Annotated in this window: 20 protein-coding genes; 8 read left to right on the top strand and 12 right to left on the bottom strand. The window is 69.7% G+C overall.

From position 1 onward, the window contains the following. Positions 1-48: 48 nt before the first annotated feature. From AB6807_RS19485 to AB6807_RS19460, 6 genes are read right to left on the bottom strand one after another with little or no spacing between them, the layout of a single operon-like run. On the bottom strand, positions 49-813 hold the full coding sequence (locus tag AB6807_RS19485) for an alpha/beta fold hydrolase (protein ID WP_371085831.1): 765 nt from the start codon (positions 811-813) through the stop codon (positions 49-51). Beyond that, positions 810-2,063: a multidrug effflux MFS transporter gene (locus tag AB6807_RS19480; protein ID WP_371085830.1), complete on the bottom strand. Its 1,254-nt coding sequence runs from the start codon at positions 2,061-2,063 to the stop codon at positions 810-812. Before AB6807_RS19480 ends, AB6807_RS19485 begins: the two co-directional genes overlap by 4 nt. Next, on the bottom strand, positions 2,060-2,551 hold the full coding sequence (locus AB6807_RS19475) for a carboxymuconolactone decarboxylase family protein (RefSeq protein ID WP_371085829.1): 492 nt from the start codon (positions 2,549-2,551) through the stop codon (positions 2,060-2,062). Before AB6807_RS19475 ends, AB6807_RS19480 begins: the two co-directional genes overlap by 4 nt. After that, the gene (gene pcaB / locus AB6807_RS19470; protein ID WP_286514762.1) at positions 2,548-3,762 is read right to left on the bottom strand and encodes a 3-carboxy-cis,cis-muconate cycloisomerase; all 1,215 of its coding nucleotides are present in this window, start codon (positions 3,760-3,762) and stop codon (positions 2,548-2,550) included. Before pcaB ends, AB6807_RS19475 begins: the two co-directional genes overlap by 4 nt. 16 nt (positions 3,763-3,778) lie before the next feature. Next, positions 3,779-4,612: a shikimate dehydrogenase gene (locus AB6807_RS19465; protein WP_371085828.1), complete on the bottom strand. Its 834-nt coding sequence runs from the start codon at positions 4,610-4,612 to the stop codon at positions 3,779-3,781. 49 nt (positions 4,613-4,661) lie between these two features. Further along, a complete protein-coding gene (locus AB6807_RS19460; protein WP_286514758.1) occupies positions 4,662-5,585 on the bottom strand; it encodes a shikimate dehydrogenase in 924 nt (307 codons plus the stop codon). A 199-nt stretch (positions 5,586-5,784) separates the two neighbouring features. On the opposite strand from AB6807_RS19460, the gene AB6807_RS19455 reads away from it, so the two are divergent. The 6 genes from AB6807_RS19455 to AB6807_RS19430 all read left to right on the top strand — a co-directional run bounded on the left by AB6807_RS19455 (position 5,785) and on the right by AB6807_RS19430 (position 11,529). Beyond that, a complete protein-coding gene (locus AB6807_RS19455; RefSeq protein WP_371085827.1) occupies positions 5,785-6,624 on the top strand; it encodes an IclR family transcriptional regulator C-terminal domain-containing protein in 840 nt (279 codons plus the stop codon). A gap of 79 nt (positions 6,625-6,703) precedes the next feature. Next, on the top strand, positions 6,704-7,756 hold the full coding sequence (locus AB6807_RS19450) for a Bug family tripartite tricarboxylate transporter substrate binding protein (protein ID WP_371085826.1): 1,053 nt from the start codon (positions 6,704-6,706) through the stop codon (positions 7,754-7,756). Positions 7,757-7,782: 26 nt separating this feature from the next. Further along, positions 7,783-8,448: a response regulator gene (locus tag AB6807_RS19445; protein WP_116909734.1), complete on the top strand. Its 666-nt coding sequence runs from the start codon at positions 7,783-7,785 to the stop codon at positions 8,446-8,448. 4 nt (positions 8,449-8,452) lie between these two features. Beyond that, the gene (locus AB6807_RS19440; RefSeq protein WP_371085825.1) at positions 8,453-9,979 is read left to right on the top strand and encodes a sensor histidine kinase; all 1,527 of its coding nucleotides are present in this window, start codon (positions 8,453-8,455) and stop codon (positions 9,977-9,979) included. Positions 9,980-10,001: 22 nt separating this feature from the next. Continuing rightward, complete coding sequence (locus tag AB6807_RS19435) at positions 10,002-11,015, top strand: tripartite tricarboxylate transporter substrate binding protein (protein WP_371085824.1); 1,014 nt, start codon at positions 10,002-10,004, stop codon at positions 11,013-11,015. A 100-nt stretch (positions 11,016-11,115) separates the two neighbouring features. Continuing rightward, entirely contained in the window at positions 11,116-11,529 is a 414-nt protein-coding gene (locus tag AB6807_RS19430) for a DUF6194 family protein (protein WP_371085823.1), read from the top strand. A gap of 13 nt (positions 11,530-11,542) precedes the next feature. Here the strand turns inward: AB6807_RS19430 and AB6807_RS19425 are convergent, their stop codons facing one another. Next, positions 11,543-12,964 carry an aldehyde dehydrogenase family protein gene (locus AB6807_RS19425; protein WP_371085822.1) on the bottom strand — a complete coding sequence of 474 codons (1,422 nt, stop codon included), beginning with the start codon at positions 12,962-12,964 and terminating at the stop codon, positions 11,543-11,545. 138 nt (positions 12,965-13,102) lie between these two features. Here AB6807_RS19425 and AB6807_RS19420 point away from each other — a divergent pair, with 138 nt between their 5' ends. Then, positions 13,103-14,029, top strand: a complete 927-nt coding sequence (locus AB6807_RS19420; protein ID WP_371085821.1) for a LysR family transcriptional regulator — start codon at positions 13,103-13,105, stop codon at positions 14,027-14,029. Between the two features lie 75 nt (positions 14,030-14,104). Here AB6807_RS19420 and AB6807_RS19415 read toward each other — a convergent pair whose 3' ends face one another. The 5 genes from AB6807_RS19415 to gcvA form a co-directional block, all read right to left on the bottom strand. Continuing rightward, on the bottom strand, positions 14,105-15,259 hold the full coding sequence (locus AB6807_RS19415; protein ID WP_371085905.1) for an ROK family protein: 1,155 nt from the start codon (positions 15,257-15,259) through the stop codon (positions 14,105-14,107). Positions 15,260-15,392: 133 nt separating this feature from the next. After that, the gene (locus AB6807_RS19410; RefSeq protein ID WP_371085820.1) at positions 15,393-16,190 is read right to left on the bottom strand and encodes an ATP-binding cassette domain-containing protein; all 798 of its coding nucleotides are present in this window, start codon (positions 16,188-16,190) and stop codon (positions 15,393-15,395) included. Next, a complete protein-coding gene (locus tag AB6807_RS19405) occupies positions 16,190-17,149 on the bottom strand; it encodes an ABC transporter permease (RefSeq protein WP_116909740.1) in 960 nt (319 codons plus the stop codon). The genes AB6807_RS19410 and AB6807_RS19405 overlap by 1 nt, the downstream gene beginning before the upstream one ends. Positions 17,150-17,188: 39 nt before the next feature. Then, entirely contained in the window at positions 17,189-18,211 is a 1,023-nt protein-coding gene (locus AB6807_RS19400) for a sugar ABC transporter substrate-binding protein (RefSeq protein ID WP_286514734.1), read from the bottom strand. Positions 18,212-18,417: 206 nt separating this feature from the next. Continuing rightward, positions 18,418-19,323: a transcriptional regulator GcvA gene (gcvA, locus tag AB6807_RS19395; protein WP_371085819.1), complete on the bottom strand. Its 906-nt coding sequence runs from the start codon at positions 19,321-19,323 to the stop codon at positions 18,418-18,420. 113 nt (positions 19,324-19,436) lie between these two features. Between gcvA and AB6807_RS19390 the strand changes: the two genes are divergently transcribed. Beyond that, a complete protein-coding gene (locus AB6807_RS19390) occupies positions 19,437-20,210 on the top strand; it encodes an SDR family NAD(P)-dependent oxidoreductase (RefSeq protein WP_371085818.1) in 774 nt (257 codons plus the stop codon). Positions 20,211-20,394 lie beyond the last annotated feature (184 nt).

The following is a 20,394-nucleotide window of genomic DNA, read 5'->3' as shown; positions in this document are numbered from 1 at the left end:
CGAACGAAATACGGGATACACCTAGGTCTGGCGACCCCGCAAAGCGCCTCAAAGGCTGCGCCAGAAGTCGATCAGCAGCTGCGTGAACTCCACCGGGCGCTCGACCGCGCTCACGTGCGCGGCGTCGATGGTGGCCAGCCGCGCACCCGGAATGGCCGCGGCCATGGCCTCGGACATGGCCAGCGGCGTGGCCTCGTCCTGCAGCCCGCCGATGACCAGCGTGGGCACGGTGAAGCGGTGGTTGCTCTCGCGAAAGTCGATGGCGGCCACGGCGTTGCAGGCGGCGATGTAGCCCTGCGCGTCGGTGCGCACCAGCGTGTCGTGCAGCGCCTTGGCGGCGGCCGCGCCCTCGGGCGTGCCCACGAAGGCCGGCGTGAGCCAGCGCGACACCGCGCCGGGCGCGATGGCGGCCACGCCCTTGGCGTTGACCGTGTCTTCGCGCGCGCGCCAGGGGGCCTGGTCGGGGTAGTAGGCGGCCGAGTTGGCGATGACCACCGTCTTCAGCAGCTCGGGGTGGCGCACGGCCAGCGCCTGCGCGGTCATGCCGCCCATCGACAGGCCGACGAAGTGCACGGGCTCGCCGCCGGTCTCGCGCTGGATGAGCTCGGCCGCGTCCTGCGCCAGCGTCTCGATGCGCAGCGGGCCGGGCACCAGCTCGCTGGCGCCGTGGTTGCGGTGGTCGTAGCGCAGCACGGTGTGGGCGCGCGCCAGTTGGGCGGCCACGGCGTCCCACATGTGCAGGTCGCAACCGAGCGCATGGCTGAGCACGACGAACGGGCCGCTGCCCTCGCGAACGACATTCAAGCGGGTCATGGTGTGGGTTCCTTTGTCGGGTGTGCAGGAGTTGGGGAAGGTTGGTGGTGCTGCAGGCGCGGCAGCCAGAAGAACGCGATGGCCATCAGCACGCAGCCCGCCAGCAGCATGGGCAGCACCATCGGCCAGGCGCCGTTGGAGTAGCGGGTGTCGACGAACAGCGCGGCGATCTGCCCCACGCAGAACGCGACCATCATCATGCCGAAGCCCGACCACGACACGGCCCGCCCCGCCAGGTGCGGCAGGTCGCCCACGGCGCCGGCCTGGCCGCAGGGCTGGTGGATGCCGTGGCCCAGGCAGTACACCGCGTGGCCCACCAGCAGCGGCACCGCGCTCAGCGGCAGCAGCAGGCAGCCCAGCGCCTGGATGACCGGGCCCGCCAGGCTCAGCGAGGCGCCCAGGCGCACCGTGCGCACCGGCCCGTAGCGGCGCAGCAGCGTGCGGCACATGGTGGTGCTGAAGATGTAGACCAGCGAGCCGCCAGCCGGGATCCACCCGTACCACGCGGGCGACCAGCCCAGGTAGCCGATGTAGACCATGGGCGACAGCAGCAGAAAGCAGAACAGCCCGCCGTAGGTGGTGGCCGCCACCGAGGCCCAGGCGCGGAACGAGCGGCTCGCGAACACGGCGCGGGCACTTCCGCGGGGCGCGGAAGATTGGCCTTCGCCCGGTGCGAATGGCTGCCGCGTTTCTCCGAAGGAGCGCCAGCACAGCGCGAACAGCACCGACGCATACACCGCCATCGCCACCATCACCCAGCGCCAGCCCGCGCCCTGCACCAGCCACGCGCCCAGCAGCGGCGCGGCCAGCCCGACCACGCCCAGCCCGGTAAGGCCGCGCGCCATCACGTGCGGGCCTTCGTGCGCGGGGTACAGGTCGCGCACCGCGGCGCGCGAACACACCAGGATGGCCGCCATCGAAAAGCCCTGCAGCGTGCGCCAGCCGGCCAGCAACGCCACGCTGCCCGCGAAAGCGCCGCCCAGCGCGGCCAGCACATAGCACCCGAGCCCCGCCAGCAGCACCGGCCGGCGCCCGAAGCGGTCGGCCAGCGGGCCGCACAGCAGCTGCGCGAAGCCGAAGGCCAGCACGAACAGCGTGAGGCTGGTGCTGGCCGAGCCGAGCTCCCTGGCAATGGCCGGGAGCGCGGGAAGGTAACTGTCGGTGGCCACCGGCTGCGCGGCGAGCAGCAGCGGCAGCAGCAAGGTGAAGCTGACGTCGAACCGGCCCTTGCGGGCGACCGGCGCGCTCACTTGCTCGCGGGTTGGGCTGCCGGGGCCGAAGCCGGGGCCAGCAGCCCCTTCTCGCGCAGGATGTTCGTGGCAATGCCGAAGGCATGGTTGGCCACGGGCACGCCGCAGTAGATGGCGGCCATCATGATCACTTCCTTGATGTCGTCGGGCGTCAGGCGCGACTCGCTCGGCCCGTCGAGCGCGGCGCGCACGTGCATCGCGAATTCTTCGTACGCGTGGATGCCCAGCATCATCGACAGCACCATGTAGCGGCGCGTCTTGTCGCCCAGCGCGGGGCGGCCCCAGATATCGTTCCACGCGTGGCGCGTGATGAGCTCCTGGAACTCGGCGTTGAACTCGTTGCGGTTGGCCAGCGACTTGTCGACCCAGGCGTCGCCCAGCACGCGGCGGCGGTTGAGCAGGCCGGACTCGTAGCCCTCTGCAGGCACCACAGAGGCGGTTGGCACTGAGGAAGCCGTCGGTTCGGCGGGAAATTCGGGGGCGGTCATTGCGAGAGTTCCTTGTGTTCGGTGAGCCGGGCCTGCAGCGCCTTCACTTCGGCGAGCGCGGTCTGGCCGGCATGGAGGGCGAGCGCGGGGTCGAACCATTCGTCGGCCGCGTCGCGTGGGAGTTCGGCGCGCAGCCGGTCGATGTTGGCGCGCATGCGCGCGGCGTCCACCTGCAGGCCGGGCAATGCGCCGGCCATGGCGCGCACGCTGCCGTGGGCGGACATGAGCAGTTGCGGCCATTCGCCCAGCTCGGCCTGCCATGCGCCGAGCGCGCGTTCGTGCTGCTGCGGCATCGCGCCCAGCAAGGCGGCCACGCGCTGCGGTGCGCGGTGCGCGGCGGCAATGGCCACCATCGAGGCCACCGGGTTTCGCTTGTGCGGCATGGCCGACGAGCCGCCGCGGCCGGGCTCGCTGGGCTCCGTCACCTCGGCCACTTCGTACTGGCCGAGCAGCGAGATGTCGACCGCGATCTTGCCGAGGCTGCCCGTCATCAGGCCCAGCTCGCAACCCAGCGCGACCCATTCGTCGCGCTGCGTGTGCCAGGTGGCGCCGGGGTCGCCCAGGCCCAGTTCCTTGGCCATGCGCTTGCGCACCGCCGGGCCCTGCCCCTTCATCTGCGCCAGCGTGCCGACGGCGCCGCCCAGCTGCAGCTGCAGCGCGTGCCGCGCGGCCTCGCGCAGGCGGATGCGGCTGCGCACCAGCGGCGCGGCCCAGCCCGCGCACTTGAAGCCAAAGCTGGTCACCGAGGCCGGCTGCATCAGCGTGCGCGCGAGCATCGGCGTGTCGGCGTGCGACGTGGCCAGGCGCAGCAAGGCGTCGGCGGCCTTGGCCAGGTCGGTTTCCACCAGCGCCACCGCCTCGCGCGTGACCAGCGCCATGGCGCTGTCGATCACGTCCTGGCTGGTGCTGCCGAAATGCACGAAGGGCGCGGCGTCGGCGTTGAACAGGCCCACGGCCTCGCGCAGCGCCTTCACCAGCGGAATGGCCACGCTGCCCGCGCGCCCGCTCTCGCGCACGATCTTCGCCACGTCGAACAGCTCGACCTTGCAGCTGCTGACGATGGAGTGCGCCGCGCTCTCGGGAATCAACCCCTCGGCGGCCTGCGCGCGCGCCAGCGCGGCCTCGAAGCGCAGCATGGCGTCGACGAAGGCGCGGTCGCTGAAGGCGCCCAGCGTTTCGGATGTGGAGAGGAAGCCTTCGAAAATACTCATGCGGTGACCTGGTCTTTCAATATTTCAATTGGGCCACGGCGCGCAATTCCTCCGGGGACGCTGTGCCGAATCCGAAGAATTCGAGGTACGCCGGAATCATCTCGAACAGCATGTCGGTGCCCACCTGCACCTGGCAGCCCTTGGCCTTGGCCGCGAGCAGCAGCGGCGTGAACTCGGTCTTCATCACCACCTCCCCGACGAAGGTGCCCGCATCGATGCGGTCCACGTCGAAGGGCAGCGGGTCGGTGTCCTTCATGCCCAGCGGCGTGGCGTTGACCACCACGTCGTAGCCGGCCGGGTCCTTCGAGCCCGTGCTCACCTTCATCTGCGGATAGTTGTCGCGCAGCCGCGCGGCCAGCGCGTTGGCCGAGGCCTCGCTCATGTCGAACAGCATCAGCTCGGCGGCGCCGACCGCGGCAATCGACGCCGCAATGGCCGAGCCCACGCCGCCCGTGCCCGACACCAGCACGCGCGTGCCCTTGAACAGGCGCCCCTTGCGCTCCACGCCGCGCACGAAGCCCGCGCCGTCGAACTGGTCGCCCAGCAGCGTGCCGTCGGGCCGCTTCAGGATGGCGTTGCACGCGCCGGCCACGCGCGCGGTGGGCGTCACCTCGTCGACCAGCTGCATGGTGGTCACCTTGTGCGGCATGGTCACCAGCGCGCCGCGCAGGTTGCTGAACTTGAAGATCTGCGGCAGCGAGGCCGCGTAGTCCTCGGGCTTCACGCCCATGGGCACCACCACCGCGTCGATGCCGTGCTTGTCGAACCAGGGGTTGTAGATCATCGGGGCCTTGAAGGCCTCGGTCGGAAAGCCCAGGTGGGCGATGAGGGTGGTCTTGCCGGAAATCATGTCGTTCGTTTCTCTGGAACTTTGCTGAAGCGTTTGAACAGGTGGGCGCTCAGGCCACGCTGGGCGAGTGGTAGCGCAGCGGCTGCGCAATCTCGGCGTGCATGGCCGGCGGGTAGACGATCTCGCGCAGGAAGTTGGCGTCGGCCTGCAGCGCGGTGGCCGCATCGAGGTGGCCGAAGTAGCGCAGGTAGTGCGGCATCTGCTGGATGAGCATCTCGAAGCCCGCCTGCGCATTGAGCCCGCGCGCCCGTGCCGCGCGCACCAGCGGCGTGGGCTGGTTGCGCAGCAGGATGTCGAACAGCGCCGCGTGGCCGTCCATGCGCGTCACGTCCACCGGCAGCGCGTCGCCCTCGACGAGGCCCAGCGGCGTGGCGTTGATGACCAGGTCGTAGCCCTCGGGCGCGTTGCTTTCCACCGCGACCACGGTCGCGTCGAAAAAGGCGTTCAGCTTGGCGGCCACGCCGGCGGCCTTGCCGGCGGCCGTGTCGAAGAAGGCGATGTGCTCCGCGCCGTTCACCGTGCCGCCCTCGGCCAGCGCCACGCCGATGGCCGCGGCGCTCACGCCCGCGCCCAGGATCAGCACGCGCTTGCCGCGAAAGGGAATGTTGCAGTGGTCGAGCGCGCCGATCAGGCCTTCGCCGTCGAACAGGTCGCCCTCGAGCTGGTCGCCCTCGGTGCGGCGCACCACGTTCACCGAGCCGGCCACGCGCCCGAACAGGCCGCAGCCGTCGAGCAGGTCGACCACCAGCGGCTTGTGCGGCGGCGCGATGACCATGCCGCGCACGTTGCGCGCCAGGAAGGCCGACTTGAAGAACACCGCGAAGTCGCGCACCGGCACCTGCATGGGCAGCAGCACCGCGTCGATGTCGTAGCGCTCGAAGGCGGCGTTGAACATGCGTGGCAGCCGCACGTTGCGAACCGGGTCGCCCGGAATCAGGTACGCCTGGGTGCTGCCGCGGATGGAATGGCTCATGTGCTTGCTTCCGTTCGTCAATCGCTCTTTTCGAGGCCGGATGCCGAGCTTTATAGTCGCTCCGCCCACTTCTTGCAGGCTTACGTCCGGTCAAACGTGCGATTATCGAACTACGAAAATCGATGATCGTTCAAATCAAGGGTTTCCATGGGGTCTACCAGAGCACCGGGAGCCCCCTACCGAAGGCACACTTCCGCCCATGACGAAGGACAAGAACAGCACGGCCACCAGCCTGCGCGGCAGCCTGGACGGCGACCCCGACAACGGCTCGGCCCCGCCGGAGGGCCTGGACAAGCGCGACTGGATCGCCGGGCTGGAGCGCGGCGTGAGCATCATCGAGGCTTTCGACGACGCCAACCCGCGCCTGACCGCCAGCCAGGCCGGCCAGCGCACGAACATGACGCGCACCGCTGCGCGGCGCTACCTGCTCACCTTGCAGCACATGGGCTATGTGGCGAGCGACGGCAAGCTCTTCTGGCTCACGCCGCGCGTGCTGCGCCTGGGCCAGTCGTACCTGGAATCGGCCCGGTTGCCGCGCGTGGTGCAGCCCTTTCTGCAGCGCGTGGCCGCCGGCACCAACGAATTCGCGTACCTGAGCGTGATGGACGGCGACGAGGTCGTCTACATCGCGCGCAACGGCCCCAACCGCAGCATGAGCACCGGCTACGTGCTGGGCGCGCGCGTGCCTGCGCAGGTGACGGCCTCGGGCATGCTGATGCTCGCGCTGCGCAGCGACGCCGAGCTGAACCAGTGGCTGGCCACCAAGACCCTGACCGTGTTCACCTCGCACACCATCGCCAGCATGGAGCGCATGCGGCTGGAGTTGGCGCGCATCCGGGCGCAGGGCTGGGCGCTGTCGGAACAGCAGCTCGACCTGAACTCGCGCGGCATCGCGGCGCCCCTGCGCGACCGCCACGGCACGCTGGTGGGGGCGCTGAACATCACGATGCCGATGGGACACGAGAGCTCGGAAGACGCGGTGGCGCGGGTGCTGCCGGTGCTGAGGGAAACGGCGCAGGCGATGCGCAACCTGATCTGAGGCCGCTGACAGCATTCCGACAGCATCCCCCGGGCACCATCCGCACTTTCAATCCAAAAGCGCTGGAGACACAAGCCCCATGTCCGATTCGTCCAATACGTCCAATCTGCTCGACCTGCCCGACCTGCCCGACCTGTTCCAGACCAATAGCGCGCTGAACCGCCGCCACTGGCTGCAAGCCGGCGGCGCCCTCGCCCTCGGCGGCCTGCTCCCTTCGCTGGCCCGCGCCGAAGACGCCTGGCCGAGCAAGTCCATCCGCTTCGTCGTGCCCTTCGCCCCTGGTGGCAGTTCGGAAATCGTCGCGCGATCCACCGCCGCCGAACTCTCGCGCACGCTGGGCCAGAGCGTGTTCGTCGACAACAAGCCCGGCGCGGCCGGCAACATCGCCATGAGCGAGGTGGCGCGCGCCACCGACCAGCACACCATCATCCTGGGCCACATCGGGACGCTGGCAGTCAACCCGTACATCTTCGCCAAGCTGCCCTACGACGCCAACAAGGACTTCAAGCCCGTGAGCCTGCTGGCCAAGGTGCCCAGCCTGTACGTGGTGCACCCCGACGTGCCCGCGAAGAACCTGAAGGAGTTCATCGCCTACGCCAAGTCGAAGCCCGGCAAGCTCAGCTACGGCTCGGCCGGCAACGGCAGCGCGGGCCACCTGGCCTTCGAGTACCTGAAGATGACGGCCGACGTGTTCATGCTGCACGTGCCCTACCGCGGCACCGGCCCGATGGTGACCGACCTGCTCTCGGGCCGGCTCGACGCCTCGGCCATCGGCGCGGCGGCGATCATTCCGTTCATCAAGGCGGGCAAGTTGCGCTGCATCGCGACCGGCTCGGCCAAGCGCCTGGCGCAGTTGCCCGACGTGCCCACCGTGGCCGAGCAGGGCTTCCCCGGCTTCGAGATGACGCAGTGGTACGGCATGCTGACGCCGGCCAACATCGCGCCGGCCAACCTGGCCAAGCTCTCGGCCGAGACGATGAAGGCCGTGAAGTCGCCCGACTCGATGCAGCGCCTGACCGCCGACGCGGCCGAGGCCGTGGGCGGCACGCCGGAGCAGTTCGCGCAGTTCATCGCGGCCGAACAAACCCGCTGGCAGAAAGTAATCGCAAGGGCAAACATCAAGCCGGATTGATTGCGCCAGGCCCTAGCATCGGCGCCATGCGCATCCTGCTGGCCGAAGACGAACACACCCTGGGCACCTGGCTCTGCAAGGCGCTGGAGCACGCGGGCATCCAGGTCGAATGGGTGGACGACGGGCGGCTGGCCGACCGGGCGCTGCAGCAGCGCGACCACGACGCGCTGGTGCTCGACCTGGGCCTGCCCGGCATGGACGGCCACACCGTGCTGCAGCGCCTGCGCGAGCGCGACCAGCGGCTGCCGGCGCTGATCCTCACGGCGCGCGATTCGCTGAGCGAGCGCGTGGCCTCGTTGAACGCGGGCGCCGACGACTTTCTCGCCAAGCCCTTTGCACTGGCCGAGCTCGAGGCGCGCCTGCATGCGCTGGTGCGCCGCGCGCGCGGCGTGGAGCACCCGCGCCTGGCGTGCGGGCCGCTGGTGTACGACGGCGCGCGCCGCCACTTCACGCTGAACGGCGAGGCGCTGGCCCTGTCGCCGCGCGAGCTGGCCGTGCTGCGCGTGCTGGTGCAGCGCAGCGGAGAGCCGCTGTCGAAGCAGCAGATATTGGAGCGCGTGTTTTCCGACGACGAAGAGGTGCACCCCGAGGCGGTCGAAGTGTTCGTCTACCGGCTGCGCAAGCGGCTGGACGGCAGCGGCGTGCGCATCGTGACGCTGCGCGGGCTGGGCTATGTGCTGGAAGCAGGCTGAGCGAATGGGTGAACAGGTGAACGCACCGCTTCGATGGCACCAGCGGCTGGGGCGCTTGCGGGGGTTGCAAGGCTTGCAGCGCGCCAGCCTGTGGCAGCGCCTGGCCCTGCTGCTGTTCCCTGCCCTGCTCGTCGTGACCGGCCTCGAACTGTGGATGACGCGGCACGACGCGCTGGCCGCCGCCAACGCGGCCTACGACCGCTCGCTGCTGGGCGCGCTGAAGTCCATCGACGCCAACATCTCGACCGCCTCGGGCGGGCTGTCGGTGGAGCTGCCGTACACGATGTTCGAGTTCTTCGAGCTCACGGCCAGCGGGCAGGTGTTCTTCCGGGTGTCGACCTCCGACGGGCTGGTGGAGCTGGGCAGCGCCGACCTGCCCGCGCCGCCCACCGAACTGGCGATGGGCGTGCCGGCCTTCTACGACGCCACCTACTTCGGCGAGGCCGTGCGGCTCGCGGCCTACCGGCGCGACCTCGACCGCGCGCCGGCCGGCAGCACCGGGCGCAGCGTGCTCATCCAGGTGGGCGAAAGCACGCGCTCGCGGCAGGAGTTCAGCGCGCGCTTCGTGCGCAGCGCGGCGCTGCGCGACGGGCTGGTGCTGGCCATGCTGCTGTGCGGCACGGCCATTGCGCTGGCGGCAGCGCTGCGCCCGCTGTCGCGGCTGGCGCGCGAGGTGCAGGCCCGCACCAGCGACGACCTGACACGCATCGCCGACCACGACCTGCCCGCCGAGGTGCGCCCGCTGGTGGCGGCGGTCAACCAGCAGATGTCGCGCACGCAGGCGCTGGTCACGCAGCAGCGCCAGTTTCTGGACGATGCCTCGCACCAGTTGCGCACCCACCTGACCACCTTGCAGATGCAGGCCGACTACGCGCGCCGCGAGCAAGACCCGGCGCAGGTGCGGGTGGCGCTCGATGCGCTGGGCACCGAAATCGGCCGCGCCACGCGCAGCGCGCAGCAACTGCTGGCGCTGGGCCGCAGCGACACCGTGGCGGTGGAGCCCGCGGCCTTCGACATGGCCGCGTTGCTGCGCGAGGTGGCGCTCGACCTGCTGCCGCTGGCGCGCGCCAAACAGATCGACCTGGGTATCGACTTGGGCACAGACCTGGGCACCCGTTCGCCGACGCCCGAGTTCGTCGCCGTCGCCGACCGCGGCCTGCTGCGCGAGGCGTTGGCCAACCTCGTGGCCAACGCCATCGCCTACACGCCGGCCGAGGGCACGGTCACGCTCTTCGCGGCGGGCGATGCCGCGGGCTGGAGCCTGAACGTGGAGGACGACGGGCCCGGCCTGGGCGACGAGGAGCGCGCCGCGCTGGGCCAGCGCTTCCGACGCGGCGCGCGCGCGGGCAAGGGCGGCTTCGGGCTCGGGCTGGCCATTGCGCGCTCCATCGCGCAGCGCCACCAGGGCGAACTGCGGCTCGAGGCGCGCGAGTCCGGGCGGGGGCTGCATGCGATCATCTGGTGGCCGCGCGCCCCCGTGCCAGCACAGGCCCCGGCCCAAGCCCCGGTCCAGGCGCCGGCCGCCACTTGAAGCGCCGAACCCACGCTCCCTCATGCCCTTGCAGACCACCCGCCGCCACGCATTGCGCACGCTCCCGGCGCTGCTGCTGCCGCTGTTCGCCCCTCGCGCAATGGCGGCGGGCGACCCTTCCGAAGACGCCGCCGATTGCGTGATTCCCGCCAAGGCCGGCGGCGGTTTCGCGCTCACTTGCGCGCTCGCGCGCGACGCGCTGCAGGCGGTGCGCCCCGCGCGCCCGCCGCTGGGCCAGCGTTATCTGCCGGGCGGCATCGGCGCCGTCGCGTTCGACCGCATCGCCACCGGCAAGCTCGGCGGCCCCGGAACGCTGGTGGCGTTTTCGAGCGGCTCGCTGCTCAACCTGGCGCAAGGCCGCTTCGGCCCGCACGCGCCTTCGGCCGTGCGCTGGATCGCCACGCTGGGCACCGACTACGGCGTGATCGCCGTGCACCGCGACTCGCCCTACAAGCGCCTGCAAGACCTGGTGGCCGCGCTGCGGCAAGACCCATCGCGCATCGCCTTCGGCGCGGGCGGCACCGTCGGCAGCCAGGACTGGGTGAAGGCCGCGCTGCTGGTGCGCGCCGCCGGGCGCGACCACAAGGCGATGCGCTTCGTGTCTTTCGAAGGCGGCGGCGACGCGCTGGGGGCGCTGCAGGGCAAGCACGTCGATGCCTTCCCCGGCGATGCGGCCGAGGCGCTGCAGGCCATGGCCGGCGGCGCGGCGGTGCGGCTGCTCGCGGTGCTGTCGGCGCAGCGCCTGGGCGGCGCGCTCACCGGCGTGCCGACCGCGCGCGAGCAGGGCATCGACCTGGTGTGGCCGACCGTGCGCGGCCTGTACCTGAGCGCCGACGTGCCCGAGCCGGCCGTGCGCGCGTGGGTGCAAGCCTTTCGCGAGGCCGGCGCCGCGCCCGGCTTTGCCGCGCTGCGCGAGCAGCACGGGCTGTACCCGTTCGCGCTCACAGGTGCCGCGCTCGACGACTATGTGCAGGCGCAGATCAAGGGCTACCAGCAGCTGGCCGACGAGCTGGGGCTGCGGCGCTGGAAGCCCTGAGCACCCGGCGACCGCCGCCGACGGCATGCGGGCATCATGCGCATCCGACCGTCGACGTTCGACGCTCGACAGCGCCTTGCCCGCCACTTCCTTTCACCGCATGACCGAAGACACCCTCACCCAATACCTGATCGACATGCTGGCCGGCGGCCACTTCGAGATGGCCGACGACAACACCTTCTTCTTTCACGACGACGGCAACGAGTTTCCGTTCGCGACCATCGTTACCAAGGACAGCGCGTCCGACAAGGCCTCGCAGCTCGATCGAGGCGGGCTGTACCGCCTGAACATCGGCGTGAGCAAGGCCAGCTTCCAAGGGCTGTTCGGCGATGCGCAGGAGCCCGTCGACCACACCGCGCTCGACACGCTGATGCCGCACCCGGTGTACGCGAGGATGCATTGGCTGAGCGTGATCAACCCGAGCGCGAAGACCTTCGATCGGGTGAAGCCGCTGCTTGCCGAGGCGCACGATCTGGCCATCGAGTTGGCAACCGAGCGGAACAGTGGCAGGTAACGCCCGCCGAAACTCAGCGCGCCTCGGCGATGGTCTTCGGCTCCATGAAAGCCTCCATGCCGAACACGCCGAACTCCCTGCCGACGCCCGACTGCTTCACGCCGCCGAAGGGCGCGAGCAACTCGGGCGCGATGCGGTTCACCAGCACCGTGCCGGCCTGCAGCTGCTGCGCCACGCGGTGGGCGCGCGCCGGCTGCGACGAGAACACATAGGCCTGCAGGCCGTAGGCCGAATCGTTGGCAATGCCGATGGCGTCGTCCTCGCCGTCATAGGCGATCACCGACAGCACCGGCCCGAAGATTTCTTCGCGGGCGATGTCCATGTCGTTGCGCACGCCGGTGAACACCGTGGGCCGCACGAACCATCCGCGCTCCAGCCCCGCGGGCCGGCCTTCGCCACCCGCGAGCAGCGTGGCGCCCTGCGCCAGCCCGCGGCGAATGAAGCCCTGGACGCGCTCGTACTGCGCCCGGCTCGCCAGCGGCCCGATGGCCGTGGCCGCATCGCGCGGATCGCCCACGCGCAGGCCCGCGACGATGGCACCCAGCCGCTCGGCCACCTCGTTCATGCGCGAGCGCGGCACCAGCAGGCGCGTGCCCGCCACGCAGGCCTGGCCGTTGTTCATGAAGGCCGCGTTCACGGCCATGGGCAGCGCCACGGCCAGGTCGGCGTCGTCGAGCACCACGCTGGCCGACTTGCCGGTGAGCGCTAGGCTCACGCGCTTCATGGTGTCGATGCCCGCGCGGGCAATGGCCTTGCCCGTGGCCGTGGAGCCGGTGAACGACAGCTTGGCGATGCCGGGGCTGGTGCTGATCTCGTCGCCCACGTCGTTGCCGCGGCCGAGCAGGATGTTGAAGAGGCCCGCCGGCAGGCCCGCGCCGTGCAAGGCCTCGGCGACCACCTGCGACTGGATCGGGCTCAGCTCGCTCGGCTTGATGACCGAGGCGCAGCCCGCCGCAATGGCCGAAGCCAGCTTGCTGCACACCGTGCCGGCCGTGCTGTTCCACGGCGCGATGAGGCCCGCGACGCCCACCGGCTCCATGACCACCGTGGCCTCGCCGATGCGGCGCGTGAACTCGTAGGACTGCAGCGTCTTCGCCGCGCCCGCGAAGCACTGCGAGGCGTACTGGCTCACCCACTGCGCACGCGACAGCGGCCCGCCGTATTCCTCGATGGTCACGTCGCGAATGTCGTCGGTGCGTGCCAGCACCGCTTGCGAAAGCTGCTCGAGCATCTCGATGCGCTCGGCCTTGCCGGTGCGGCGCAAGGCCTGCTGCGCGCGGTTGGCGGCCGCAATGGCGCGCCTCGCGTCGTCGCGGTTGGCCAGCGTTGCCGTGCCGATGACCTGCTCCGTCGCCGGATTGACCGTTTCGACCACCTCGCTGCCCTGCACGGGGACGAAGGCGCCGTCGATGTATGCCTTGTCGATGTTCCACATGGTGTTGCCTTGCCTTTCGCGGGTCGTGACCCTGGGTGAATCGCTTGCTAAATCGCTTGATGGAAACGAAGTCTAGGCAGCACCCATTGCGCTGGGAATATGATGAAACATGGATGTTTCATCACGAAAATCAGCACAATGCACAAGAGCGGACTGACCGAACTCGAGGTGGTGCTGGCGGTGGCGCGGCGCCGGGGCTTCGCGGCCGCGGCGGTCGAGCTCGACATGTCGGCCACGGCCGTGAGCAACGCCGTGGCCAACCTGGAGGCCCGGCTCGGCGCGCGGCTGTTCCACCGCACCACGCGCAGCGTCTCGCTCACCGAGGCGGGCCAGCAGTTCGTGGCGCAGGTGGGCCCGGCGGTCACGCGCATCCACGACGCCATGGCGGCGGTGACCGACAGCAAGGCCGCGCCGGGCGGCACCCTGCGCATCAACAGTTCGCTGGGCGCCGCGCTGATGGTGTTCGAGCCGCTGATGCTCGAGTTTCTGCGCCGCTGCCCTGGCATGACGATCGACATCGTCACCGAGGGGCGCCTGGTCGACGTGGTCGGCGAAGGTTTCGACGCGGGCCTGCGCGTGAGCTCGCTGGTGCCGCGCGACATGATCCGCGTGCCCATCACCGAGGACGTGCCGATGGCCGTGGTGGGCTCGCCCGGCTACTTCGAACGGCACCCGGCGCCGAAGAAGCCAGCCGACCTGGCGCAGCACGCGTGCATTCGCGCGCGCCTGCCCGGCGGCACGCCTTCGCCGTGGGAGTTCACGAGCAAGGGAAAGGGGAAGGGAAAAAGCAAGGCGCTGAGCATGGAAGTGCCCGGCCCGCTGGTGCTCGACGCGCCCCTGCTGATGCTGCAGGCCGCGCGCCAAGGCATCGGCCTGGCGCAACTGGCGCAGTGGTACGTGGCGGACGACCTGGTCAGCGGCCGGCTGGTGCGCGTGCTCGACGCGTGGACGGCGCCCGCGCCGGGGCTGTGCCTGTACTACGCCGGCCACCGCCATGTGCCGGCGGGGCTGCGTGCGCTGATCGACCTGATCCATGAACTGCGCGGCGCCGGCAGGGCCGGTTGAAAGCCGCTTCGGCGCGGGGAGCGAAGACTCCCCCGGGCCGATTGCCGTCCGGCTTCAGTCCGCCTTCAGTCGATTTCAGTCCGCTTTCAAGAACACCTCATGCCCCGGCGCGAAGTTCGCGTGCAGCGGCAGCATCGCCCCGCCCAGCGCGCAGGCCTGCGCCCCCACGCCGCCCGCGTGCAACTGCGGCGGCCACAGGCCTTCCCAGTTGCACTGCGCCAACGCCGCGCGGGTCTGCGCCAGCAAGGCTTGCAGCAATGCGCGCGACATCGAACCGTCCATCACCACGTCCGCCAGGTCGAGCACCGCGGTGCTGCTGACGATGGCGTGCGCCAGCGCCAGCGACGCGGTGCCCAGCCACGCTTGCGTCGCCGCGGCAAAGGGCGGCTGCAACGCGCGCTCGTCATAGGCCGCGGTGGGGTCCAGCCCCTCGCCGTGCAGGCGCTGCTCCAGCTCCCACAGCGAGGCCTCGGCCATCACCTGCGGCGGCAGCGCGCCGCCGACACGCGCGGGCTGCATCGGCAACGAGGCCAGCGCGCCGGCGTTGCCATGCGCCCCCGTGTGCAGGTGCGAGTTGATGACCAGCCCGCCACCCACGAAGGTGTCCACGAAGATGTACAGGAAGCTCTTCAGGTCGTGCCCGCGCCCGCTCACCAGCTCGGCCACGCAGGCGGCCACGGTGTCGCGCGCGAAGCTCACCGGCACGTCGGTGCGCGCGCGCACCTCGGCGGCCAGGTCCATCTGGTTCCACAGGTCGGCCTGCGCCTTCGACAAGCCCAGCGTGCGGTGCCAGCCGCCGAGCTGGAACGGCGCGGCCAGACCCGCGCCCACGTTGCGCACGGCCAGCGCGCCGAGCCCGTCGCGCAGCCGGTGAATGTGCTGCGCAATGGCGGGCAGCAGTTCGTCGACGTCGGGAAAGTCGTAGCTGATGGCGTGGCGCTCGCGCACCTGCGAGGTGAAGTCGATCAGCAGCCACTCGGCGCCGCGCCGCCCCACCTTGATGCCGATGGCGAAGGCGCCGTCGGGGTTCAGCGCCAGCGGCACCGACGGCTGGCCGATGCGCCCGCGCACGCGGCTCTGCTTGACGATGAGGCCGTCTTCTTCGAGCCGCGCGGTGATGAGCCCGATGGTCTGCGCGCTCAGCCCGGTGAGCCGCGCGAGGTCGGCCTTGGGCAGGCTGGTGTGCACGCGAAGCGCCTGCAGCACGGTGCGTTCGTTGAACTGGCGCATGCCGACCTGGTTGGAGCCGCGCGGCCGCAACAGGTCCGGGGCACGCTCGGGAACGGGCTCAGGAGCGCGCTCGGGAACGGGGTCCGGCGAGCGGTCCGCCACGGCATCGGCCGTGCGCGCGGTGGCGTCCGCATCAGGCATGCGCCTCCGCGGGCAACTGGTCGGCGGTCATGGCGCCGGTCATCACGGCGACGGTGTCGCTCATGCTGATCTTCTTGGGGTCGAGCACGGCCGCGCGCTTGCCCAGCCGCGCCACGTGGATGCGGTCGGCCACCTCGAACACGTGCGGCATGTTGTGGCTGATGAGCACCACGGGCAGGCCGCGGTCGCGCACGCGGCGAATCAGCTCCAGCACCATGTTGCCCTCCTTCACGCCGAGCGCGGCGGTGGGCTCGTCCATGATGACCACGTGCCGCGCGAAGGCCGCGCTGCGCGCCACGGCCACGCACTGGCGCTGGCCGCCCGAGAGCGTTTCGACCGCCTGCGTCATCGACTGGATGCCCACCTTCAGGTCGGCCATGCGCGCGGTGCTCTCCACCAGCATCTTCTTCTTGTCGAGCATGCGCAGCACGTTGCCCAGGAAGCCGCGGCGGCGCAGCTCGCGCCCGAGAAACAGGTTTTCGTAGATGGTCATGGCCGGGGCCACGGCCAGGTCCTGGTACACCGTCTCGATGCCCGCGCGGCGCGCGTCCAGCGGGTTGCGGAACTGCACCGGCTTGCCGTCGAGCAGGATCTGCCCTTCGTCGGGCACCACCGCGCCCGACAGCGCCTTGATGAGCGACGACTTGCCCGCGCCGTTGTCGCCGATGACCGCAAGGATCTCGCCCTCGCGCAGCTCGAAGTCGACGCCGTCGAGCGCGGTGACCTGGCCGTAGCGCTTCACCAGGCCCTTGGCCTGCATGACGATCTTGGGGTTGGTGACGGTGTTCATCAGCGGGCTCCCTTGCGCGAGAGCTGGTCGGCGGCCACCGCAAGAATCACGAGCACGCCCGTGACCAGCACCTGGTAGATCGACGACACGCCCATCAGCGTGAGCCCGTTGCGGAACACGCCCACGATGAGCACGCCGATGAGCGAGCCCAGCACGATGCCGCGCCCGCCGAACAGGCTGGTGCCGCCGAGCACCACCGCGGTGATGGCATCGAGGTTTTCCGTCTGCCCCGCGTTGGGGTCGCCCACGCCGGTGCGCGCCACCGACAGCAGCGCGGCAATGCCGTACAGCACGCCCGCGGCCACGTACACGCCCAGCAGCACGCGCTGCGTGGGAATGCCCACCAGCCGCGTCGCTTCGGCGTTGTTGCCCACCGCATAGATGTGCCGGCCCGCGGCCGTCTCGCGCAACACGAACCACGCGAGCGCATACAGCGCCACCATCAGCACCGAGCCCCAGGCCACCTCGGCGCTGCCGATCGTGAAGGTCAGCCCCAGGCCGGTGAGACCGCCGGGCAGGTCGGTGATGGTCTGCGACGACGAATACAGCTGCGTGATCGCGAAGGCGATGTTCAGCGTGCCCAGCGTCACGATGAAAGGCGGCAGCTTGATGCGCGTGACCAGCAGGCCGTTGAGCAGGCCGAACAGCGTGGTCACGCCGATGCCGCACAGGATGGCCAGCGGCGCGGGCATGCCGAGCTCGGTGGCGAACTTGCTCATGATGATTCCGCCCAGCGCCATCACCATGCCGCACGACAGGTCGATGCCCGCCGTGAGGATGATCAGCGTCTGGCCGATGGCGATCACGCCCACCACCATCACCTGCTGCAGGATCAGCGACAGGTTGCCGCCCGTGAGGAAGCGGTCGGACTGCGTCGCGAAGAAGATGCAGGCGCCCAGCAGGGCCAGCCACGGCCCCAGGGCACCCCACGGGATGTGGTGCGTTGCGGATTTCGCCATCGAATGTGCCTCCCTTGGTTCAGCTGAAGGGCCGGGTGCCTACTTCTTGCCCCAGCACAGCTCGGCACCGGTCTTGGTGTCCTTGCTGTCCACGCCCGCCACGCTCTTGCCCGCGATGAGGGTCACGCCGGTGTCGACATAGCCCGAGGCCTTCTTGCCCGTCTTGGCGAACTCCACGCCCGCGGCCACGCCCATGGCGGCCATCTTCAGCGGGTACTGCTGCGAGGTGGCGGCGATGATGCCGGCGTTGGTGTCCTTGATGCCCTGGCAGCCGCCGTCCACCGAGACGATGAGCACGCCCTTCTCCTTGCCCGCGCGCTTCAGCGCGTTGTAGGCACCGGCCGCGGCGGGTTCGTTGATGGTGTAGACCAGGTTCACGTCGGGCGCCTTCTGCAGGCAGTTTTCCATCACCGTCTGCGCCTTGGCCTGGTCGCCGTAGCTGTCGGCCATGCAGACGATTTCGGGCGCCTTCGACAGCTCGTTCGACTTCGCCTCGTTGGCCGGCAGGCCGAAGCCCTTCATGAAGCCGTTGTGGCGCTGCGCGCCCACCGGGTGGCCCGGCAGCAGGTCGAGCGCGACGATCTTCGCGGGCTTGCCCGCCATGGCGGCCTTGGCGTACTCGCCGATCAGCACGCCGGCCGTGTAGTTGTTGGTGGCGAAGAGCGCGTCGGTCGCGTCCGGCGGATCGGCCGGGCTGTCGAGCGCGATCACCATCACGCCCTTGTCGCGCGCCTTCTTGATGGCCGGCACGATCGCCTTGGCGTCGCTAGGTGTGATGAGGATGGTCTTGGCCCCGGCCGCGATCATGTTTTCCATCGCGGTGATCTGGCCCGCGTTGTCGCCGTCGGCCTTGCCTGCGCCCGAGAGCAGCTTGGCGCCGAGCTTCTTGGCTTCTTCCTGCGCGCCTTCCTTCATCTTCACGAAGAAGGGGTTGGTCTCGGTCTTGGTGACCAGGCCGATGACGGGCTGGTCGGCGGCGAAGGCGGGCATGAACGCGGTCGATGCGGCCGACGCGGCGAGGGACATGGCCGCCATGGCCAGGATGGAGCGGGTGCTGTGCATGGTCTTGTCTCCTTGGGCGGGCGGCGATGCGCCCTGCGGTCTTTTTGGAACCGGATCGCTCGGGCCTTCCGGGGTATCGAAGGCTCGGTGTCCGGGCGCAGGGGGACTATCGAGCAGGCGGCAGACTAAATCAAGATGATTTAGTTATCGAAAACCCGGAGGTCGATCCGACGCGCGGAGGCGTCCGGCGGGCCGGTCGCGATCGGTCACGCGGTGCCGGGCGCTTCCTGGAGCAACCAGTCGCGAAACGCGGCGATCTGCGGCATGTCCTGCGTCTCGGGCCGGTACACCGCGTAGTACGCCAGCGCGGCCATCACGTTCTTCTCGCCGAACGGACGCAGCAGCCGCCCCGCCGCGAGATCGTCGCGCACCATCACGCTGCGCGCCAATGCCACGCCCATGCCGTCGATGGCGGCCTGCAGCACCGCGGCCGAGTTGTTGATGCGCAGGCCATGCGTTGTCGGCGCGCTCCCCTGCCCGGCCGCATCGAGCCAGTGGCGCCAGGTCGGAAAGCCCGAGCGCGCGGGCATCGACAGGTCATGGATCAACGTGAAGCGCGACAGGTCCGCAGGCTTTCGCAGGCCTTGCAGCGCGGGCGAGCAAACCGGAAACACCTGCTCGTCCATCAGCTTGACCGCCGCGAGGCCGGGCCATGTGCCCGCGCCGTAGCGCACGCCGATGTCGATGCGGTCGGCCAGGAAGTCCATCGGCCGAAGGTTGGTGTCCAGCAGCAGGTCGGTGTCGGGATGCAGGCTCTGAAAGCGATCGATGCGGGGCAGCAGCCACTTTGCCGCGAAGGCGGGGCTGATCGTCACGGTCAGCGTGCGCCGAGGAGAAGCTTCCTTGAGGCGCGCGAGGCCGAGGTTGAGCCGGTCGAAGCCCTCGCGGATGTCGGGCAGCGCGCGCCGCGCCGCGTCGGTGGCCATGAGCCGCGCCGCGCCACTGCTCGCGCGGGTGAACAGCGGTGCGCCCAGCCACGACTCCAGGCTGCGCACCAATTGGCCGACGGCGGCGGGCGTGACGCTGAGCTCTTCAGCCGCGCCGGAAAAGCTCTGGTGGCGCGCAGCGGCTTCGAACGCCCGGAGCGCATTGAGATAGGCAGGGGTGGTCATGGCCGATAAAGAAATTCTTCTCGCTGCCAGAAGATCTTCTCAGTTGCCGGTCCTTACGGCAAGGCGAAAAATCGGTCCCATCGCAACCGATTTACTCAGCAAGGACATCTCCCATGAATAGTTTTTCTTCCAAGGTCGCCATCGTGACGGGCGGAAGCTCTGGCATTGGCAAGGAAGCCGCGCGGCAACTCGTGGCGCAAGGCGCATCGGTCGTCATCGGCGGGCGCGACGCCGCCAAGCTCGCCAAGGCAGCGGCCGAGATCGATGCAAGCGGCCAGCACGTGCGCACGGTCGCCGGCGACATCGCAGAGCCAGCAACAGCGCAGGAACTGGTCGACGCGGCGGTGCAGGCCTTCGGCGGCCTCGACATCCTCGTCAACAACGCCGGCGTGTTCCGTCCCAAGCCGTTTCTGGAAGTCGACGCCGCCGAGTACGACTGGTTCCTGGACACCATCCTGAAGGGCAAGTTCTTCATGGCGCAGGCCGCGGCACGCGCCATGCAAAAGCGCGGCAGCGGTGCCATCGTGCAGACCGGCTCGCTATGGGCGATTCAGGCCATCGGCGCCACGCCGTCGGCGGCGTATTCGGCTGCCAATGCCGGGGTGCATGCGCTCACCCGCAACCTGGCGATCGAACTCGCGCCGCTGAAGATCCGCATCAACACGGTGGCGCCGGCAGTGGTCGAGACCCCGGTCTACAACACCTTCATGAGCGACGACCAGGTGCGCGAGACCTTGCCGGGCTTCAACGCCTTTCACCCGCTGGGCCGCAACGGGCAGCCTGCCGACGTGGCGAAGGCGATCCTGTTCTTCGCTTCGAACCAGGCCGAATGGATCACGGGCACGGTGCTTCCGGTGGACGGCGGCGTGACCGCGGGCCGCATTTGATGTCACCGCAAAACTTAAAACAAATTTCCTAATTCGAATTGCGGCAATAGGAACATCGTTCGCAAATTGCGCCTCACGCCTTCCTTCCGTCGCATGTTTTCACAATGATTTTTAAATGTTGGTTTATCGTAAGAAACAATTCCAATAACTGCTAATTCCACGGTTTAGAAAAAAGTTCTCTCTA

The sequence above is a fragment of the Variovorax sp. RCC_210 genome (assembly GCF_041355175.1).
Classification (GTDB): Bacteria; Pseudomonadota; Gammaproteobacteria; order Burkholderiales; family Burkholderiaceae_C; genus Variovorax.
This window is presented reverse-complemented; position numbering and strand designations above follow the sequence as displayed.

Excerpts from the sequence above, each read along its gene's own strand:
- AB6807_RS19475 (WP_371085829.1), bottom strand. The coding sequence starts at position 2,551 with ATGACCGCCCCCGAATTTCCCGCCGAACCGACGGCTTCCTCAGTGCCA.
- AB6807_RS19390 (WP_371085818.1), top strand. The coding sequence starts at position 19,437 with ATGAATAGTTTTTCTTCCAAGGTCGCCATCGTGACGGGCGGAAGCTCT.
- AB6807_RS19430 (WP_371085823.1), top strand. The coding sequence starts at position 11,116 with ATGACCGAAGACACCCTCACCCAATACCTGATCGACATGCTGGCCGGC.
- AB6807_RS19445 (WP_116909734.1), top strand. The coding sequence starts at position 7,783 with ATGCGCATCCTGCTGGCCGAAGACGAACACACCCTGGGCACCTGGCTC.
- AB6807_RS19485 (WP_371085831.1), bottom strand. The coding sequence starts at position 813 with ATGACCCGCTTGAATGTCGTTCGCGAGGGCAGCGGCCCGTTCGTCGTG.
- AB6807_RS19400 (WP_286514734.1), bottom strand. The coding sequence starts at position 18,211 with ATGCACAGCACCCGCTCCATCCTGGCCATGGCGGCCATGTCCCTCGCC.
- AB6807_RS19410 (WP_371085820.1), bottom strand. The coding sequence starts at position 16,190 with ATGAACACCGTCACCAACCCCAAGATCGTCATGCAGGCCAAGGGCCTG.
- AB6807_RS19455 (WP_371085827.1), top strand. The coding sequence starts at position 5,785 with ATGACGAAGGACAAGAACAGCACGGCCACCAGCCTGCGCGGCAGCCTG.
- AB6807_RS19405 (WP_116909740.1), bottom strand. The coding sequence starts at position 17,149 with ATGGCGAAATCCGCAACGCACCACATCCCGTGGGGTGCCCTGGGGCCG.
- AB6807_RS19420 (WP_371085821.1), top strand. The coding sequence starts at position 13,103 with ATGCACAAGAGCGGACTGACCGAACTCGAGGTGGTGCTGGCGGTGGCG.
- AB6807_RS19425 (WP_371085822.1), bottom strand. The coding sequence starts at position 12,964 with ATGTGGAACATCGACAAGGCATACATCGACGGCGCCTTCGTCCCCGTG.
- AB6807_RS19435 (WP_371085824.1), top strand. The coding sequence starts at position 10,002 with ATGCCCTTGCAGACCACCCGCCGCCACGCATTGCGCACGCTCCCGGCG.
- gcvA (WP_371085819.1), bottom strand. The coding sequence starts at position 19,323 with ATGACCACCCCTGCCTATCTCAATGCGCTCCGGGCGTTCGAAGCCGCT.
- AB6807_RS19465 (WP_371085828.1), bottom strand. The coding sequence starts at position 4,612 with ATGATTTCCGGCAAGACCACCCTCATCGCCCACCTGGGCTTTCCGACC.
- AB6807_RS19440 (WP_371085825.1), top strand. The coding sequence starts at position 8,453 with ATGGGTGAACAGGTGAACGCACCGCTTCGATGGCACCAGCGGCTGGGG.
- AB6807_RS19460 (WP_286514758.1), bottom strand. The coding sequence starts at position 5,585 with ATGAGCCATTCCATCCGCGGCAGCACCCAGGCGTACCTGATTCCGGGC.
- AB6807_RS19415 (WP_371085905.1), bottom strand. The coding sequence starts at position 15,259 with ATGCGCCAGTTCAACGAACGCACCGTGCTGCAGGCGCTTCGCGTGCAC.
- pcaB (WP_286514762.1), bottom strand. The coding sequence starts at position 3,762 with ATGAGTATTTTCGAAGGCTTCCTCTCCACATCCGAAACGCTGGGCGCC.
- AB6807_RS19450 (WP_371085826.1), top strand. The coding sequence starts at position 6,704 with ATGTCCGATTCGTCCAATACGTCCAATCTGCTCGACCTGCCCGACCTG.